Raw genomic sequence first — 18,452 nt, 5'->3', positions numbered from 1 at the left:
GCATGCGCAGGGGCCGGCGTCTGGCCATCGACGTCGGCGACGCCCGGATCGGGGTCGCCTCGTGCGACCCCGACGGGATCCTCGCCACGCCGGTGGAGACGGTGCCGGGACGCGATGTCCCGGCCGCGCACCGCCGTCTGAAGCAGCTCGTCGACGAGTACGAACCGATCGAGATCGTCGTCGGCCTCCCTCGCTCCCTCAACGGCGGCGAGGGCCCGGCGGCCGTCAAGGTCCGCGCGTTCGTCCAGGAGCTCGCCCGCTCGGTGGCCCCCATTTCGGTGAGGCTCGTGGACGAGAGGATGACCACAGTGACGGCCAGTCAGGGGCTGCGCGCCTCAGGCGTGAAGTCCAAAAAGGGCAGGTCTGTCATCGATCAGGCGGCGGCCGTCATCATCCTGCAGCAGGCCCTTGAGTCCGAACGGGCGTCAGGCAGTGCTCCGGGCGAGGGCGTCGAAGTGGTCATCTGATCGCGATACGGTAACGTTCCGCGCGATGCGGCGGTGTTCGAACAGCTGCCGCACAGCAGCAAGAGGCGGAACGGTTGCCCGATCACTCAGACGGCGACCCCGCCTCGCGGCGTGTAGGGGATCGATGACTGAGTATGGCCGGGGCCCAGGCTCCGAACCGTGGCATCCCGAGGACCCGTTGTACGGGGACGGCGGATGGGGAGGACAGCAGGCCCCCGCCGGCCCGTCCTCCTACGGCGGCCAGGGGCAGTACTACCCTCAGCAGCCGCAGCACCCTCAGCAGCAGGCGCAGTACGACGACTGGAGCGCGGGCGGGCAGCAGGCTTACGGCCAGCAGCAGTACGGCGGCCCTGCCGGTCAGCAGCAGTACAACGGCAATCCGGAGCAGCAGTACGGCGGGGGCCCGGAACAGCAGTACGGCGGCAATCCGGAGCAGCAGTACAACGGCAACCCCGAACAGCAGTACGGCGGAGGTCCGGGGCAGCAGTACGGCGGGGGTCCGGAGCAGCCGTACAACGGCGGCCACGAGCAGCAGTACAACGGCGGCTGGGACAACGGCCACCAGGGCCAGGTCCCGTACGGCGCCGACCCGTCGGACCCCTACGGCAACCAGCCCGGCGGCTACGGCCCCGAGAGCCCCGACTACTACGGCACCCCCGACGCGTACCCCCCTCCGGAGCCGCCGTCCCGCCGCCGTCCCGACCCCGAGCCGCAGCAGGACTGGGATCCGGGCCCGGACCAGGGCGAACACGCCTTCTTCTCAGGCGCCGATGACGACGAGGACGAGGACGACGATCCGCCGGGGCGCCGTGGTGGGCGCGGGGACCGTCGAGGCGGACGGGGCGGCAAGAAACCGAAGAAGCGCAGGAGCGGCTGCGCGTGCCTGGTCGTGACGCTGGTCTTCGGCGGCGGTCTCGGCGGAGTCGGCTATTTCGGCTATCAGTTCTACCAGGACCGATTCGGTACGGCGCCTGATTTCGCGGGCGAAGGCACCGGAACTGCCACCGTGGACATCCCCAAGGATTCCGGCGGCTATGTGATCGGCCAGAAACTGAAGGAAGCCGGAGTCGTCAAGAGCGTGGACGCTTTTGTCTCCGCGCAGGCTCAGAACTCCGACGGAAACACCATTCAGGCCGGCGTCTACACCCTCAAGAAACAGATGTCGGCCAAGAGTGCCGTAGAACTGATGCTGAGCCCGAAGAGCCGCAACAACCTCATCATTCCCGAGGGCAGGCGGAACGCGTGGGTCTACAAGCAGATCGATACGCGCCTCAAGCTCAAAAAGGGTACGACCGAGGGCATCGCCAAGAAGGAATGGAAGACGTTCGGCCTTCCTGACTGGGCGAACACGAACAAGGACATCAAGGATCCGCTCGAGGGATTCCTCTACCCCTCCAGCTATGGGGTCGCAAAGGGCCAGAAGCCTGAGACCATCCTCAAGAACATGGTCTCCCGTGCCACCGAGAAGTACGACGAGTTGGGTCTCAAATCGAAGGCAGCCGAGCTGCAGCTGGAGAACCCGCTGCAGGTTCTCACGGTGGCCAGCCTCGTCCAGGCCGAAGGCATGACGCACGACGACTTCAAGAAGATGGCGGCCGTTGTCTACAACCGTCTCAAGTCGTCCAACACCGTGACCAATCAGAAGCTCGAGTTCGACTCGACGTACAACTACCTCAAGGGTCAGAGCGAGATCAATATCCCGATCTCTAAGATCCGGGGCGATTCTGACCCGTACAACACCTACTTCCACAAGGGCCTCCCGCCGGGGCCGATCGGAAACCCGGGTGACGAGGCGCTGGCGGCGACACTGGCTCCGGACGGTGGCGACTGGATGTTCTTCGTCTCCGTCGATGGAAAGAAAACCCAGTTCACCAATACGCTGGCCGAGCACGACAAGCTGGTGCGGGAATTCAACGATCGGCAGAAGAATGGCGACTGAACGAGGCCGCCGAGCCGCAGTCCTCGGCTCACCCATCGCCCACTCCCTCTCCCCGGTGCTGCACCGCGCCGCATACGGGGATCTTGGCCTGGCCGAATGGACGTATGACCTGTTCGACGTCGACGAGGAGGCTCTGCCCGGCTTCCTGAAGGACCTCGGTCCCGAGTGGGCCGGGCTCTCGCTGACCATGCCGCTCAAGCGCGCGGTGATCCCGCTGCTCGACGAGATCAGCGAGACGGCCGCCTCCGTCGAGGCGGTCAACACCGTCGTCTTCACGGACGACGGCCGCCGCGTCGGCGACAACACCGACATCCCCGGCATCGTCGCTGCCCTGGGGGAACGCGGCATCGAGCAGGTCGATTCGGCCGCGATCCTCGGCGCGGGCGCCACCGCGTCGTCCGCGCTCGCCGCGCTGGCGCGGATCTGCACGGGCGAGGTCGTCGCGTACGTACGCAGCGAGGCGCGCGCCGCCGAGATGCGGCAGTGGGGCGAGCGGCTCGACGTGGAGGTGCGGACGGAGGACTGGGCGCACGCCGAGCGCGCGATGAGCGCGCCGCTGGTGATCGCCACGACGCCTGCGGGCGCGACCGACGCGCTGTCGGCCGCAGTGCCCGAGCGCCCCGCGACCCTCTTCGATGTCCTGTACGACCCGTGGCCCACCGCTCTGGCGGCCCGCTGGTCGATGTACGGCGGGGCCGTCGTCAGCGGGCTCGACCTCCTCGTGCACCAGGCCGTGCTGCAGGTCGAGCAGATGACCGGGCACGTGTCGGCGCCGCTTGCCGCGATGCGCAAGGCGGGGGAGCACGCGCTGGCCGCGCGCCAGGACTGACCCTGAGCCGTCCGCTTTCTGGACCGGAGGCCGGGTCCCGCCCCCCGACGTGGGAGGATCAGGGTGGCGGGCCAGGGCCGCGCACCCGGTCGCGCCACGCAGTTCCAGGCGCGAGCATGAGGAGCACCGTTGAGCAGGTTGCGTTGGCTGACCGCGGGAGAGTCCCACGGACCCGCACTTGTCGCGACGCTGGAGGGTCTTCCCGCCGGCGTGCCGATCACCACGGAGATGGTGGCGGACCACCTGGCCCGGCGGCGGCTCGGCTATGGGCGCGGTGCGCGCATGAAGTTCGAGCGCGACGAGATCACCTTCCTGGGCGGCGTCCGGCACGGCCTGAGCATGGGCTCGCCGATCGCGATCATGGTGGGCAACACCGAGTGGCCCAAGTGGGAGCAGGTCATGGCGGCCGACCCGGTCGACCCGGAGATCCTCGCCGACCTGGCCCGCAACGCCCCGCTGACCCGGCCCCGGCCCGGCCACGCCGACCTCGCCGGCATGCAGAAGTACGGCTTCGACGAGGCACGGCCGATCCTGGAGCGTGCCTCGGCCCGTGAGACCGCGGCCCGCGTCGCGCTCGGCGCGGTCGCCCGCTCGTACCTCAAGGAGACGGCCGGGATCGAGATCGTCAGCCACGTCACGGAACTGGCGGCGGCCAAGGCGCCCTACGGCGTCTACCCGACCCCCGCGGACGTCGAGAAGCTCGACGCCGACCCGGTGCGCTGCCTCGACGCGGACGCGAGCAAGGCGATGGTCGCCGAGATCGACCAGGCCCACAAGGACGGCGACACCCTGGGCGGTGTCGTCGAGGTTCTCGCGTACGGCGTGCCCGTCGGGCTCGGCTCGCACGTGCACTGGGACCGGCGCCTTGACGCGCGGCTCGCCGCCGCGCTCATGGGCATCCAGGCCATCAAGGGCGTCGAGGTCGGCGACGGCTTCGACCTCGCGCGGGTGCCGGGCTCCAAGGCGCACGACGAGATCGTCTCCACGGATGACGGCATCCGGCGCACCTCTGGGCGCTCCGGCGGCACCGAGGGCGGCCTGACCACCGGTGAACTGCTCCGTGTGCGCGCCGCGATGAAGCCCATCGCGACCGTGCCGCGCGCGCTCGCCACGATCGACGTCGCCACCGGCGAGGCCACCAAGGCGCATCATCAGCGCTCCGACGTGTGTGCGGTCCCGGCCGCGGGCATCGTCGCCGAGGCGATGGTCGCGCTGACCCTGGCCGACGCCGTCGCCGAGAAGTTCGGCGGCGACAGCGTGCCCGAGACCCGGCGGAACGTGGCCTCGTACCTCGACAACCTGCAGATCCGGTGACCGGCCCGCAGATCGTCCTGGTCGGGCCGATGGGCGTGGGCAAGTCGACGGTGGGCGCACTGCTCGCCGAGCGCCTCGGCTCCGTCTACCGCGACACCGACGCCGACATCGTCCTCGTACAGGGCCGGGAGATCTCGGACATCTTCCTGGACGAGGGTGAGTCGCACTTCCGTGACTTGGAGCGGGAGGCCGTGCGCACGGCGCTCAGCGAGCACGAGGGGATCCTCGCTCTCGGCGGGGGCGCGATCCTCGACGATGCGACCCGCGCGCTCCTCGCGCCGCACCCCGTCGTCTATCTCTCGATGGACGTCGAGGAGGCGGTCAAGCGCACCGGCCTGAACGTCGCGCGCCCGCTGCTCGCGGTCAACCCGCGCAAGCAGTGGCGCGAACTGATGGACGCTCGCCGCCAGTTCTACGCCGAAGTCGCCCGCGCCGTCGTCGCCACCGACGACCGCACCCCCGAAGAGGTCACCCAAGCGGTCCTCGACGCACTGGAGTTGAAGGAAGCATGACGGAGATTTCGGGGCAGGCGCCCACCCGCATCCAGGTCGGCGGCACCGCGGGCACCGAGCCGTACGAGGTGCTCGTCGGACGGCAGCTCCTCGGTGAGCTGCCCGCCCTGATCGGCGAGCGGACCAAGCGCGTCGCGATCATCCACCCGGAGGCGCTCGCCGAGACCGGTGAAGCACTCCGCGACGACCTCGCAGGACAAGGGTTCGAGGTCGTCGCCATCCAGGTGCCGAACGCGGAGGAGGCCAAGACCGCCGAGGTCGCCGCGTACTGCTGGAAGGCCCTTGGCCAGTCCGGCTTCACCCGCAGCGACATCATCATCGGCGTCGGCGGCGGAGCCACCACGGACCTCGCCGGGTTCGTGGCCGCGACCTGGCTGCGCGGGGTCCGCTGGATCGCCGTTCCGACCACCGTGCTCGGCATGGTGGACGCGGCGGTCGGCGGCAAGACCGGCATCAACACCGCCGAGGGCAAGAACCTGGTGGGCTCCTTCCACCCGCCCACGGGTGTGCTGTGTGACCTCGCCGCGCTCGACTCGCTGCCGGTCAACGACTTCGTGTCGGGCCTCGCGGAGATCATCAAGGCCGGTTTCATCGCCGACCCCACGATCCTCGAACTGATCGAGGAGGACCCGCAGGCGGCGCGCAGCCCGCAGGGCCCGCACACCGCCGAGCTGATCGAGCGCTCCATCAAGGTCAAGGCCGAGGTCGTCTCCGGCGACCTCAAGGAGTCGGGCCTGCGCGAGATCCTCAACTACGGCCACACGCTCGCGCACGCCATCGAGAAGAACGAGCGCTACAAGTGGCGGCACGGCGCCGCCGTCTCCGTGGGCATGGCCTTCGCGGCCGAACTCGGCCGCCTCGCCGGGCGTCTTGACGACGCGACCGCCGACCGGCACCGCGCCGTCCTGGAGTCGGTCGGCCTGCCCCTGAGCTACCGCTACGACCAGTGGCCCAAGCTCCTGGAGACCATGAAGGTCGACAAGAAGTCCCGCGGTGACCTGCTGCGTTTCATCGTCCTCGACGGCCTCGGCAAGCCGACCGTCCTGGAGGGACCCGACCCCGCGGTGCTGCTCGCCGCGTACGGGGAAGTGGCGAAGTAGCGCTCCAGTAGCGCCGAATCGGCCCATCGGAACAAGCCACGGGCACCCTGCGGCCTCCCCGGCCGTTCACACAACGTCGGCCGGGGGCGGTACCGTTCGGTAACGGGTGGCCCCGGCCGCCGCCCGACCAGCGTCAGTCGCACGAGACGGAGTGGCACCGGATGCAGCACGCAGTGGGGTCTCCGCTGCCGCCGCCCCATCAGCCGGGGCACGGACCAGCCACCGGCTGGTCCCCGGCCGCACATCACCCGAGCGGTCCGCCGCCGGGTGCCGCGCCGGGCGGCCCACCGCCTCCCGCGCCGGGCTTCGCCGGCGCCCCGCACCCACCGGGCACGGCCCCTCATCCGCAGGGACCTGGCCCCCATCCGCAGGGACCGGCCGCGCACCCGCACGCCCCGGTGCCGGGAGCCCCGCAGCACAACCACATGCCGGGCGGCGTCCCCGTGCCCCCGACCCCGGACACGACCGGCCACATCCAGCTGCCGCCCGGCGGCCCCGTCGCCATGCCGAGCCCTCCGCCCGGCACCGCCCAGGCCGACAGCGGCGCCACCACTCTCGCCGTCCTCCTGATCGGCCCCGCGGGCGCGGGCAAGACGAGCGTCGCCAAGTACTGGGCGGAGCACCGCCGGGTGCCGACCTCCCACATCAGCCTCGACGACGTACGCGAATGGGTCCGCTCGGGGTTCGCCGACCCCCAGTCCGGCTGGAACGACCACTCCGAGGCGCAGTACCGCCTGGCCCGCCGGACCTGCGGTTTCGCCGCACGGAACTTCCTGGCCAACGGCATCTCGTGCATCCTCGACGACGCGGTCTTCCCCGACCGCCCTGTCGTCGGCCTCGGCGGTTGGAAGCGTCACGTGGGCCCGGGGCTGCTGCCGGTGGTCCTGCTGCCCGGCCTGGAGATCGTCCTGGAGCGCAACGCCGAGCGCAGCGGCAATCGCCGCCTCACGGACGAGGAAGTGGCCCGCATCCACGGCCGTATGGCCGGTTGGTACGGCTCTGGCCTGCCCATCATCGACAATTCCCAGCTGGACGTGCCCGCCACGGCCCGGGTCCTTGACGACGTCCTGGCCCGCTCCATCGCGAGCCCGCCGCAGTGGTAGGCCCTTCCGCCTCCGTATGCCTCGGTCGGACGCGCTGAACCGGCCGTCCCGCGCCGCCGCTCATAGGCTCGTCCCATGTCAGAGGTGTACGCGGCCCGCCGAGAGCGGCTGAGAGAGCGCTGTGCCGCGGGTGGCAGCGCGTCGGCGTTGGTGTCCCGTCCCGCCAACGTGCGGTATCTCGCGGGAGCGGCGCCGCACGGCTCCGTGCTCCTGCTGGGCAGCAGCGAGGATCTGCTGCTGTGCGGCGGTCCGCTCGGTGACGAGCAGGGCGAGGGGCGGCCCGACGCGGCCCTTCGGGTGCAATTGCTCGACGCGTCAAGCGGGGATCCGGCCGTCGCGGGGGCCGATCTCGCGGCCGCGCAGGGTGCCGACTCGCTGGCCATCGAGGAGCACGACCTCACGGTCGCCCGGCATCGCGCCCTTGGCTCCGTCGCGCCCAGGCTGCGGCTCGCGGACCTCGGGGGAGCGGTCGAACAACTGCGCCTCGTCAAGGACGAGGAGGAGATCTCCTGTCTGCGGATCGGCTCCGAGATCGCCGACCAGGCACTCGGTGAGCTGCTCGAATCCATTCTCGTGGGGCGTACGGAACGCCATCTCGCCCTGGAACTGGAGCGCCGCCTCGTCGACCACGGCGCGGACGGGCCCGCCTTCCCGACCTCCGTCGGCACCGGACCGAACTCCGGCCGCGGCGCTCACCGGCCGTCGGACCGTCGGGTGGAGGAAGGAGATTTCCTCTCCGTGTGCCTGGGGGCCAGCTACCGCGGCTACCGTTGTGAGATCGGACGTACGTTCGTCATCGGTACGTCTCCCGCGGACTGGCAGATCGAGCTCTACGACCTCGTCTTCGCCGCTCAGCGGGCGGGCAGGGAGGCTCTCTCACCAGGTGCGGCCTACCGTGACATCGACCGCGCGGCACGCCACGTACTGGACTCCGCAGGGTATGCGGACGGTCTCCCTGCGTTGATGGGACACGGGGTGGGGCTCGAAATCGACGAGGACCCGCAGCTGGCGCCCGCGGCCATGGGTAAACTGGACGCTTGCGTGCCGGTCACCGTCGAACCGGGGGTTCACATCCCGGGACGGGGTGGTGTCCGGATCGATGACACGCTCGTCGTGCGCCCCGAGGCGGACGGCGGACCCGAGCTACTCACCATCACGACCAAGGAGCTGCTCGCGCTCTAGCTTTTCGAGCTGTGCGCGTGCGCCGCGGTCGTCCACGTCAGTCCAGGAGATTCCGCAACCGTGGCTTCCACGAACGACCTCAAGAACGGCCTGGTGCTCAAGCTCGACGGGGGCCAGCTCTGGTCCGTCGTCGAGTTCCAGCACGTCAAGCCCGGCAAGGGCCCCGCCTTTGTGCGCACCAAGCTCAAGAACGTGCTGTCCGGCAAGGTCGTCGACAAGACCTTCAACGCCGGCGTCAAGGTCGACACGGCGACGATCGACAAGCGCGACATGCAGTTCTCCTACATGGACGGCGACTACTTCGTCTTCATGGACATGGAGACGTACGACCAGCTGCACGTCGACCGCAAGTCCGTCGGTGACGCCGCCAACTTCCTGATCGAGGGCTTCACGGCCTCCGTCGCGCAGCACGACGGCTCGGTCCTCTTCGTCGAGCTGCCCGCCGCGGTCGAGCTCGTCATCCAGGAGACCGAGCCCGGTGTCCAGGGTGACCGCTCCACCGGTGGCACCAAGCCCGCGACGCTGGAGACCGGCCACCAGATCAACGTGCCGCTCTTCATCACCACGGGCGAGAAGATCAAGGTCGACACCCGTGACAGCGGCTACCTCGGCCGGGTGAACAGCTAACCGTGGCTGCTCGTAATACGGCCCGCAAGCGCGCCTTCCAGATCCTCTTCGAGGCCGACCAGCGTGGTGCCGATGTGGTGACGGTCCTCGCGGACTGGGTGCGTCACTCGCGGTCCGACACCCGGCAGCCGCCGGTGAGCGAGTTCACGATGGAGCTGGTCGAGGGCTATGCGGAGCACACGCGCCGCATCGACGAGCTGATCTCGCAGTACGCCGTCGGGTGGACCCTGGACAGGATGCCGGTCGTCGACCGCAACATCCTGCGGCTCGGTGCCTACGAGCTGATCTGGGTCGACGAGACGCCGGACGCCGTGGTCATGGACGAGTCCGTGCAGCTCGCCAAGGAGTTCTCCACGGACGACTCGCCGTCCTTCGTGAACGGACTGCTCGGCCGCTTCAAGGACCTGAAGCCGACCCTGCGCCGCGACGAGGCGTAAGGCCGCGACCGTGTGAGGCGCAAGCCTCCTATGCCGCTCAGAGGGCCCGCAGCAACGCGCTGCGGGCCCTCTGGCGTTCTCTGGGACTCCTGGGGCCTCTGCGCCCTGCGAGGGCTCAGGGGCGCACGTAGAACGCCGGGGTGGCTGGAACCCGATCGGTTCCAGCCACCCCGGCGTTACGTTTCTGCTCAGCTGCCCCTTGAAGGATCAGACGTCGTCGTGGGCGACGGCGCGGCGCGCGTCCGCGTCAAGGACGCCCCAGCTGATCAGCTGCTCGGTGAGAACCGAGGGCGACTGGTCATAGATCACGGCGAGAGTGCGCAGGTCGTCCTGGCGGATCGAGAGCACCTTGCCGTTGTAGTCACCGCGCTGCGACTGGATCGTGGCCGCGTAACGCTGCAGCGGTCCCGCCTTCTCGGCCGGGACGTGCGCCAGGCGCTCGAGGTCGAGCACGAGCTTGGGCGGCGGCTCGGCGGCACCGCCCGGAGCGGTGCCTGGCAGCAGCTCCTGGACCGGGACCCCGTAGAAGTCCGCCAGCTCGGCGAGGCGCTGTACGGTCACGGCGCGGTCGCCGCGTTCGTACGAACCGACCACGACCGCCTTCCAGCGTCCCTGGGACTTTTCCTCGACACCGTGGAGGGAAAGGCCCTGCTGGGTACGGATGGCGCGGAGCTTGGCCCCGAGCTGTTTGGCGTATTCGCTGGACATATAGCTCCCCGGACGAAGAACGGTAACTCACTGTGAGGTTACGCAGCGTTACTTGGGTGCGTCAAGCCGAATGGTCCGTACCGCCCCCTCCGAGGGGGCGGTGACCGGGGGTGTTGCCGGTGCTGGTATCGTGGATGGCGCAATTTCGACGTCCTTTAAGGTCCGTCCCGTGAGGCGGAGAAGGAGGTCCGTTTCATATGGACTCGCACGACACGAACGAACCCGATGTCGCCCGGCCCGTGCTCGAAGGCCCGGACATCGCACGGGTGTTGACCCGAATCGCACACGAGATCGTCGAGCGCGCCAAAGGCGCCGAAGACGTGGTGCTGCTCGGCATTCCCACCCGCGGCGTCTTCCTCGCCCGGCGACTCGCCGAGAAGCTCGAAGAAATCACCGGACGCACGATCCCGGTTGGCTCACTCGACATCACGATGTACCGCGACGATCTGCGCATGCATCCGCCGCGCGCACTCGCCCGCACCGAGATCCCCGGTGACGGCATCGACGGCCGCCTCGTCGTCCTCGTCGACGACGTGCTCTTCTCCGGCCGCACCATCCGCGCGGCCCTCGACGGCCTGAACGACATCGGCCGTCCGCGCGCCGTGCAGCTCGCCGTCCTCGTCGACCGCGGCCACCGCGAACTGCCGATCCGCGCCGATTACGTCGGCAAGAACCTCCCCACGTCGCTGCGGGAGACGGTCAAGGTCCAGCTCGCCGAGGAGGACGGCCGCGACGCCGTGCTGCTCGGCGCCAAGCCCGCTTCCGCGTAGGCCCGGCTTCCCCCACGGGGCACCGGGGCACACCCCTGCGCGCCCGCGTGCCCGCACACCTCCACATGACGGAGTACACCCAGATGATGCGACACCTCATCTCGGCCGCCGACCTCACCCGCGACGACGCCGTTCTCATCCTCGACACCGCCGAGGAGATGGCCCGGGTCGCCGACCGGCCGATCAAGAAACTGCCCGCGCTGCGCGGCCGCACGATCTGCAACCTGTTCTTCGAGGACTCGACCCGGACCCGGATCTCCTTCGAGGCCGCGGAGAAGCGCCTCTCCGCCGACGTCATCAACTTCGCCGCCAAGGGATCCAGCGTCTCCAAGGGCGAGTCCCTCAAGGACACCGCCCAGACCCTGGAGGCGATGGGCGTCGACGCCGTCGTCATCAGGCACGGCGCGTCCGGCGCCCCCTACCGCCTCGCCACCTCCGGCTGGATCGACGCCCCGGTGATCAACGCGGGCGACGGCACCCACCAGCACCCCACGCAGGCCCTGCTCGACGCGTTCACCATGCGACGCCGCCTCGTCGGCAGGGACGCGGGCCTTGGCAAGGACCTCAACGGCAAGCGCATCACGCTCGTCGGCGACGTCCTGCACAGCCGGGTCGCGCGCTCGAACGTGGACCTCCTGCACACCCTGGGCGCCGAGGTCACCCTCGTCGCCCCGCCCACGCTCGTGCCGGTCGGCGTGGACACCTGGCCCTGCGACGTCTCGTACGACCTGGACCGCGTGCTCCCCAAGTCCGACGCCGTGATGATGCTGCGCGTGCAGCGCGAGCGCATGAACGCCGCGTTCTTCCCGACCGAGCGCGAGTACTCGCGCCGCTACGGCCTCGACGGCGAGCGCATGGCGAAGATGCCCGAGCACGCCATCGTGATGCACCCCGGCCCGATGGTCCGCGGCATGGAGATCACCGCCGAGGTCGCCGACTCCGACCGCTGCACGGTCATCGAGCAGGTCGCCAACGGCGTCCACACCCGCATGGCGGTGCTCTACCTGCTCCTGGGCGGCAACGAACCCGCCGTCACCCACACCCGCCCCACCGGTTCCGAGGAGAAGTAACAACATGAGCAAGACCCTGATCCGTGGTGCGAAGGTCCTTGGCGGCGAGCCCCAGGACGTCCTGATCGACGGCGAGACCATCCTCGAGGTAGGCACCGGCATCGAAGCGGGCGACGACGTGACCGTCGTCCAGGCCGAGGGCAAGATCCTGCTGCCCGGCCTCGTCGACCTCCACACCCACCTGCGCGAGCCCGGCCGCGAGGACTCCGAGACCGTCCTGACCGGTACGCGCGCCGCCGCGTCCGGTGGCTACACCGCCGTGTTCGCCATGGCCAACACCTTCCCCGTCGCCGACACCGCCGGAGTCGTCGAGCAGGTCTACCGCCTCGGCCAGGAGGGCGGCTACGCGGACGTCCAGCCGATCGGCGCCGTCACCGTCGGCCTCGAGGGCAAGAAGCTCGCCGAGCTCGGCGCCATGCACGAGTCCGCGGCCGGTGTCACCGTCTTCTCCGACGACGGCAAGTGCGTCGACGACGCCGTGATGATGCGCCGCGCCCTGGAGTACGTGAAGGCCTTCGGCGGCGTCGTCGCCCAGCACGCGCAGGAGCCGCGCCTCACCGAGGGCGCCCAGATGAACGAGGGCATCGTCTCCGCCGAGCTCGGCCTCGGCGGCTGGCCCGCCGTCGCCGAGGAGTCGATCATCGCGCGTGACGTGCTGCTCGCCGAGCACGTCGGTTCGCGGGTGCACATCTGCCACCTGTCGACCGCGGGCTCCGTCGAGATCGTGCGCTGGGCCAAGTCGCGCGGCATCGACGTCACCGCCGAGGTCACCCCGCACCACCTGCTCCTGACGGACGAGATGGTCCGCTCGTACAACCCTGTCTACAAGGTCAACCCGCCGCTGCGCACCGAGCGCGACGTCATGGCGCTGCGCGAGGCCCTGGCCGACGGCACGATCGACATCGTCGCCACCGACCACGCCCCGCACCCGCACGAGGACAAGGACTGCGAGTGGGCCGCGGCCGCCATGGGCATGGTGGGCCTGGAGACCGCGCTCTCGGTGGTCCAGCAGACGATGGTCGAGACGGGCCTGCTGACCTGGGCCGCGGTCGCCGACCGGATGTCCGTCAAGCCCGCCGAGATCGGCCGGGCGAAGGGCCACGGACGCCCCGTCTCGGCAGGTGAGCCCGCGAACCTCACGCTTCTCGATCCGGCTTACCGTGGAGTCGTGGACCCCGCGGGCTTCGCCTCGCGCAGCGGCAACACCCCCTACGAGGGCCGTGAGCTGCCGGGCCGCGTGACGCACACGTGGCTGCGGGGCCGCGCCACGGTCGTCGACGGGAAGCTCGCGTGACATCTCTGATCTCTGCGGCCGCAGGAAATGCCGCCGCAAACGCCGCCACAATCGCCGCCGAGAAGAAGTCGGCCGACGTGACGGACTGGGCCGCCCGCGCGGGCTGGGTCGTCGGCCTCCTGCTTTTCATCGCACTCGTCTACTGGCTGATGCGCGAGGGCTGGAAATGGCGAGGCACGCTCCAGGGCGACCTGCCGGAGCTGCCCAGCGCGCCGAGCGAGCCGGGCCCGGCGAAACTTGAGCTGAGCGGCCGCTACCACGGCTCGACCACGGCTGGGCAGTGGCTCGACCGCATCGTGGCGCACGGCCTCGGTACCCGCAGCCGCGTGGAGCTGACCCTCACGGACGCGGGCCTCGACGTCGTACGCCCCGGGGCGGCCGACTTCTTCGTCCCGGCCGCCCAGCTTCGCGAGGCCCGCCTCGACAAGGGCATCGCCGGAAAGGTCCTCGCGGAGGGCGGTCTGCTGATCGTCACCTGGGAGCACGGCGAGAAACGACTCGACTCGGGCTTCCGCTCGGACCACGCGGCCGAACAGGCCGAGTGGGTCGAGGCCATCAACAACATGATCCATACGACCAGCACGACGGAAGGCACCGCACGATGACGACCTCCACAAGGGGAGCCGCCAAGACTCCCGCCGTACTCGTCCTGGAGGACGGCCGCATCTTCCGCGGCCGTGCCTACGGGGCCGTGGGGGAGACCTTCGGCGAAGCGGTGTTCTCCACCGGCATGACCGGCTACCAGGAGACCCTCACCGACCCCTCCTACCACCGCCAGGTCGTCGTCATGACGGCCCCGCACGTCGGCAACACGGGCGTGAACGACGAGGACGACGAGTCCGCCCGCATCTGGGTCTCCGGCTACGTCGTGCGCGACCCCGCGCGCGTGCCGTCGAACTGGCGCGCCAAGCGCTCGCTCGACGAGCAGCTCGCCAACCAGGGCGTCGTCGGCATCTCCGGCATCGACACCCGCGCCCTCACCCGCCACCTGCGCGAGCGCGGCGCGATGCGCGTCGGCATCTTCTCCGGCGAGGCCTGGACCGGCGTCCGCGACGAGGCCCTGCTCGCCAAGGTGCAGGCATCGCCGCAGATGAAGGGCGCCGACCTCTCCGCCGAGGTCGCCACCAAGGAGACGTACGTCGTCCCCGCGATCGGCACCAAGAAGTTCACGGTCGCCGCCGTGGACCTCGGCATCAAGGGCATGACCCCGCAGCGCATGGCCGAACGCGGCATCGAGGTGCACGTCCTGCCCGCCACCGCCACGGTGGAAGACGTGTACGCGGTCAACCCCGACGGCGTGTTCTTCTCCAACGGCCCCGGCGACCCGGCCACCGCGGACCACCCCGTCTCCGTCATGCGGGGCGTGCTCGAACGCAGGACGCCGCTCTTCGGCATCTGCTTCGGCAACCAGATCCTCGGCCGCGCCCTCGGCTTCGGCACCTTCAAGCTGAAGTACGGCCACCGCGGCATCAACCAGCCGGTGCAGGACCGTACGACCGGCAAGGTCGAGGTCACCGCGCACAACCACGGCTTCGCCGTCGACGCGCCCCTCGACAAGGTCTCGGACACCCCCTTCGGGCGGGCCGAGGTCTCCCACGTATGCCTCAACGACCAGGTGGTGGAGGGGCTTCAGCTGCTCGACCAGCCGGCCTTCAGCGTCCAGTACCACCCCGAGGCGGCCGCGGGCCCGCACGACGCCGCGTACCTCTTCGACCGCTTCGTATCTTTGATGACCGCAGAAGGAGCCCAGCGTGCCTAAGCGCACCGATATCCAGTCCGTCCTGGTCATCGGCTCCGGCCCGATCGTGATCGGCCAGGCAGCGGAGTTCGACTACTCCGGCACCCAGGCCTGCCGCGTCCTGAAGGCCGAGGGCCTGCGCGTCATCCTGGTCAACTCCAACCCGGCGACGATCATGACCGACCCGGAGATCGCCGACGCCACGTACGTCGAGCCGATCACCCCCGAGTTCGTCGAGAAGATCATCGCCAAGGAGCGCCCCGACGCGCTGCTCCCGACCCTCGGCGGCCAGACCGCGCTCAACACCGCGATCTCCATGCACGAGCAGGGCGTCCTGGAGAAGTACGGCGTCGAGCTCATCGGCGCCAACGTCGAGGCGATCAACAAGGGCGAGGACCGCGAGCTCTTCAAGGGCGTCGTCGAAGAGGTCAACAAGAAGATCGGGCTCGGCGAGTCCGCCCGCTCGTACATCTGCCACTCCATGGACGACGTCCTCAAGGGCGTCGACGAGCTGGGCGGCTACCCCGTCGTCGTCCGCCCCTCCTTCACCATGGGTGGCGCCGGTTCCGGCTTCGCGCACGACGAGGAGGAACTGCGCCGCATCGCCGGACAGGGCCTCACGCTCTCGCCGACCACCGAGGTGCTCCTCGAGGAGTCCATCCTCGGCTGGAAGGAGTACGAGCTCGAGCTGATGCGCGACAAGCACGACAACGTAGTGGTCGTCTGCTCCATCGAGAACTTCGACCCGATGGGCGTGCACACCGGCGACTCGATCACCGTCGCGCCCGCGATGACGCTGACCGACCGCGAGTACCAGGACCTGCGTGACGTCGGCATCGCGATCATCCGCGAGGTCGGCGTCGACACCGGCGGCTGCAACATCCAGTTCGCCATCGACCCGACGGACGGGCGGGTCATCGTCATCGAGATGAACCCGCGTGTCTCGCGGTCATCGGCGCTCGCGTCGAAGGCCACCGGCTTCCCGATCGCGAAGATCGCCGCGAAGCTCGCCGTCGGGTACACGCTTGACGAGATCCCGAACGACATCACCGAGAAGACCCCGGCCTCCTTCGAGCCGACGCTCGACTACGTAGTGGTCAAGGCCCCGCGTTTCGCCTTCGAGAAGTTCCCCTCGGCGGACTCGACCCTGACGACCACCATGAAGTCGGTCGGCGAGGCCATGGCGATCGGCCGCAACTTCACCGAGGCGCTGCAGAAGGCGCTGCGGTCCCTGGAGAAGAAGGGCTCGCAGTTCACCTTCGTGGGCGAGCCCGGTGACAAGGCCCTTCTTTTGGAAGAGGCCGTCCGGCCGACCGACGGGCGCATCAACTCCGTCATGCAGGCCATCCGCGCGGGCGCGACGCCGGAAGAGGTCTTCGAGTACACCAAGATCGACCCCTGGTTCGTCGACCAGCTCTTCCTGATCAAGGAGATCGCGGACGAGCTCGCCGCCGCCGAGCGCCTGGACGCCGACCTGCTCGCCGAGGCCAAGCGGCACGGCTTCTCCGACGCCCAGATCGCCGAGATCCGCGGCCTGCGCGAGGACGTCGTCCGCGAGGTCCGGCACGCGCTCGGGGTCCGCCCGGTCTACAAGACGGTCGACACCTGCGCCGCCGAGTTCGCCGCCAACACGCCGTACTTCTACTCCTCGTACGACGAGGAGAACGAGGTCGCCAAGCGCGAGAAGCCCGCGGTCATCATCCTGGGCTCGGGCCCCAACCGCATCGGCCAGGGCATCGAGTTCGACTACTCCTGCGTCCACGCCTCCTTCGCGCTGAGCGACGCGGGCTACGAGACCGTGATGGTCAACTGCAACCCGGAGACCGTCTCCACGGACTACGACACCTCCGACCGTCTGTACTTCGAGCCGCTGACGCTCGAGGACGTCCTGGAGATCGTCAACGCCGAGGCGCAGGCGGGGCCGATCGCGGGCGTCGTCGTCCAGCTCGGCGGCCAGACCCCGCTCGGTCTGGCGCAGGCGCTCAAGGACAACGGCGTCCCGGTCGTGGGCACCCCGCCCGAGGCCATCCACGCCGCCGAGGACCGCGGCGCCTTCGGCCGGGTGCTCGCCGAGGCCGGTCTCCCCGCGCCCAAGCACGGCACCGCCACCACCTTCGACGAGGCCAAGGCCATCGCCGACGAGATCGGCTACCCCGTCCTGGTCCGCCCGTCGTACGTGCTCGGCGGCCGCGGCATGGAGATCGTGTACGACGAGACCCGCCTCTCCGCGTACATCGAGGAGTCGACCGAGATCAGCCCCTCGCGGCCTGTCCTCGTCGACCGCTTCCTCGACGACGCGATCGAGATCGACGTGGACGCGCTCTACGACGGCCACGAGCTCTACCTCGGCGGCGTCATGGAGCACATCGAGGAGGCCGGCATCCACTCCGGCGACTCGGCGTGCGCACTGCCCCCCATCACGCTCGGCGGCCACGACATCAAGCGCCTGCGGGCCTCCACGGAGGGCATCGCCAAGGGCGTCGGCGTACGCGGCCTCATCAACATCCAGTTCGCGATGGCCGGGGACATCCTCTACGTCCTGGAGGCCAACCCGCGTGCCTCGCGCACCGTCCCCTTCACCTCGAAGGCGACCGCGGTGCCGCTCGCCAAGGCCGCCGCGCGCATCTCGCTCGGCGCGACCGTCGCCGAACTGCGCGCCGAGGGCATGCTCCCGGCGACCGGTGACGGCGGCACGCTGCCGATGGACGCGCCGATCTCGGTGAAGGAGGCCGTCATGCCGTGGTCGCGCTTCCGCGACATCCACGGACGTGGCGTCGACACCATCCTCGGCCCGGAGATGCGCTCCACCGGTGAAGTCATGGGCATCGACTCGGTGTTCGGCACGGCGTACGCCAAGTCGCAGGCGGGCGCGTACGGTCCGCTGCCGACCAAGGGCCGTGCCTTCATCTCCGTCGCCAACCGCGACAAGCGCTCGATGATCTTCCCGGCGCGTGAACTGGTCGCGCACGGCTTCGAGTTGCTCGCCACCTCCGGCACGGCCGAGGTGCTCAAGCGCAACGGCATCAACGCCACGGTCGTGCGCAAGCAGAGCGAGGGCGAGGGCCCGAACGGTGAGAAGACCATCGTCCAGCTCATCCACGACGGCGCGGTCGACCTCATCATCAACACCCCGTACGGCACGGGTGGCCGCCTCGACGGCTACGACATCCGTACGGCGGCCGTGTCCCGCTCCGTGCCCTGCCTGACGACGGTCCAGGCGCTTGCCGCCGCCGTCCAGGGCATCGACGCGCTCAACCACGGGGACGTGGGCGTCCGTTCACTCCAGGAACACGCGGAGCATCTGACCGCGGCCCGCGACTAGCAGCCCACCAGGGGGACACCGATCCGGTGTCCCCCTTCTG

The 18,452-nt window shown here is 69.7% G+C and carries 17 protein-coding genes; 16 read left to right on the top strand and 1 reads right to left on the bottom strand.

From position 1 onward, the window contains the following. The first annotated feature begins 2 nt into the window (after positions 1–2). The 10 genes from ruvX (at position 3) to nusB (ending at position 9,510) form a co-directional block, all read left to right on the top strand. On the top strand, positions 3–467 hold the full coding sequence (gene ruvX / locus ACWFRJ_RS16080) for a Holliday junction resolvase RuvX (RefSeq protein WP_383273323.1): 465 nt from the start codon (positions 3–5) through the stop codon (positions 465–467). A gap of 124 nt (positions 468–591) precedes the next feature. After that, on the top strand, positions 592–2,406 hold the full coding sequence (gene mltG, locus ACWFRJ_RS16075) for an endolytic transglycosylase MltG (RefSeq protein WP_453530061.1): 1,815 nt from the start codon (positions 592–594) through the stop codon (positions 2,404–2,406). Further along, on the top strand, positions 2,396–3,235 hold the full coding sequence (locus ACWFRJ_RS16070) for a shikimate dehydrogenase (RefSeq protein ID WP_453530058.1): 840 nt from the start codon (positions 2,396–2,398) through the stop codon (positions 3,233–3,235). The genes mltG and ACWFRJ_RS16070 overlap by 11 nt, the downstream gene beginning before the upstream one ends. Positions 3,236–3,364: 129 nt before the next feature. Continuing rightward, on the top strand, positions 3,365–4,549 hold the full coding sequence (aroC, locus tag ACWFRJ_RS16065; protein ID WP_389914797.1) for a chorismate synthase: 1,185 nt from the start codon (positions 3,365–3,367) through the stop codon (positions 4,547–4,549). After that, positions 4,546–5,061, top strand: coding sequence for a shikimate kinase (locus tag ACWFRJ_RS16060; protein WP_453530054.1), 516 nt, complete (start codon positions 4,546–4,548; stop codon positions 5,059–5,061). The genes aroC and ACWFRJ_RS16060 overlap by 4 nt, the downstream gene beginning before the upstream one ends. Before the next feature lie 5 nt (positions 5,062–5,066). Next, on the top strand, positions 5,067–6,161 hold the full coding sequence (aroB, locus tag ACWFRJ_RS16055) for a 3-dehydroquinate synthase (RefSeq protein WP_453531146.1): 1,095 nt from the start codon (positions 5,067–5,069) through the stop codon (positions 6,159–6,161). A 161-nt stretch (positions 6,162–6,322) separates the two neighbouring features. Continuing rightward, entirely contained in the window at positions 6,323–7,264 is a 942-nt protein-coding gene (locus ACWFRJ_RS16050; protein WP_453530051.1) for a Pro-rich N-terminal domain-containing protein, read from the top strand. A gap of 75 nt (positions 7,265–7,339) precedes the next feature. Continuing rightward, positions 7,340–8,446 (top strand): M24 family metallopeptidase, encoded by a 1,107-nt coding sequence (locus ACWFRJ_RS16045; protein WP_453530049.1) that lies wholly within the window; start codon positions 7,340–7,342, stop codon positions 8,444–8,446. A 60-nt stretch (positions 8,447–8,506) separates the two neighbouring features. Continuing rightward, positions 8,507–9,073 (top strand): elongation factor P, encoded by a 567-nt coding sequence (gene efp / locus ACWFRJ_RS16040; RefSeq protein ID WP_453530046.1) that lies wholly within the window; start codon positions 8,507–8,509, stop codon positions 9,071–9,073. 2 nt (positions 9,074–9,075) lie between these two features. Next, complete coding sequence (gene nusB, locus ACWFRJ_RS16035) at positions 9,076–9,510, top strand: transcription antitermination factor NusB (RefSeq protein WP_453530043.1); 435 nt, start codon at positions 9,076–9,078, stop codon at positions 9,508–9,510. Between the two features lie 207 nt (positions 9,511–9,717). Here nusB and bldD read toward each other — a convergent pair whose 3' ends face one another. Next, positions 9,718–10,218: a transcriptional regulator BldD gene (bldD, locus tag ACWFRJ_RS16030; protein WP_135330908.1), complete on the bottom strand. Its 501-nt coding sequence runs from the start codon at positions 10,216–10,218 to the stop codon at positions 9,718–9,720. Between the two features lie 197 nt (positions 10,219–10,415). On the opposite strand from bldD, the gene pyrR reads away from it, so the two are divergent. The 6 genes from pyrR to carB all read left to right on the top strand — a co-directional run bounded on the left by pyrR (position 10,416) and on the right by carB (position 18,412). Then, positions 10,416–10,988: a bifunctional pyr operon transcriptional regulator/uracil phosphoribosyltransferase PyrR gene (gene pyrR / locus ACWFRJ_RS16025; RefSeq protein ID WP_383271943.1), complete on the top strand. Its 573-nt coding sequence runs from the start codon at positions 10,416–10,418 to the stop codon at positions 10,986–10,988. A gap of 83 nt (positions 10,989–11,071) precedes the next feature. Beyond that, the gene (locus ACWFRJ_RS16020; RefSeq protein WP_453531144.1) at positions 11,072–12,058 is read left to right on the top strand and encodes an aspartate carbamoyltransferase catalytic subunit; all 987 of its coding nucleotides are present in this window, start codon (positions 11,072–11,074) and stop codon (positions 12,056–12,058) included. Between the two features lie 4 nt (positions 12,059–12,062). Beyond that, on the top strand, positions 12,063–13,352 hold the full coding sequence (locus ACWFRJ_RS16015) for a dihydroorotase (RefSeq protein ID WP_453530039.1): 1,290 nt from the start codon (positions 12,063–12,065) through the stop codon (positions 13,350–13,352). After that, the gene (locus ACWFRJ_RS16010) at positions 13,349–13,957 is read left to right on the top strand and encodes a PH-like domain-containing protein (protein WP_453530036.1); all 609 of its coding nucleotides are present in this window, start codon (positions 13,349–13,351) and stop codon (positions 13,955–13,957) included. The genes ACWFRJ_RS16015 and ACWFRJ_RS16010 overlap by 4 nt, the downstream gene beginning before the upstream one ends. After that, complete coding sequence (carA, locus tag ACWFRJ_RS16005; RefSeq protein WP_453530033.1) at positions 13,954–15,111, top strand: glutamine-hydrolyzing carbamoyl-phosphate synthase small subunit; 1,158 nt, start codon at positions 13,954–13,956, stop codon at positions 15,109–15,111. The genes ACWFRJ_RS16010 and carA overlap by 4 nt, the downstream gene beginning before the upstream one ends. After that, the gene (carB, locus tag ACWFRJ_RS16000; RefSeq protein WP_453530030.1) at positions 15,104–18,412 is read left to right on the top strand and encodes a carbamoyl-phosphate synthase large subunit; all 3,309 of its coding nucleotides are present in this window, start codon (positions 15,104–15,106) and stop codon (positions 18,410–18,412) included. Before carA ends, carB begins: the two co-directional genes overlap by 8 nt. The last annotated feature ends 40 nt before the right edge of the window (positions 18,413–18,452 follow it).

It is taken from the genome of Streptomyces sp. NPDC055239 (assembly GCF_053606205.1).
This window is presented reverse-complemented; position numbering and strand designations above follow the sequence as displayed.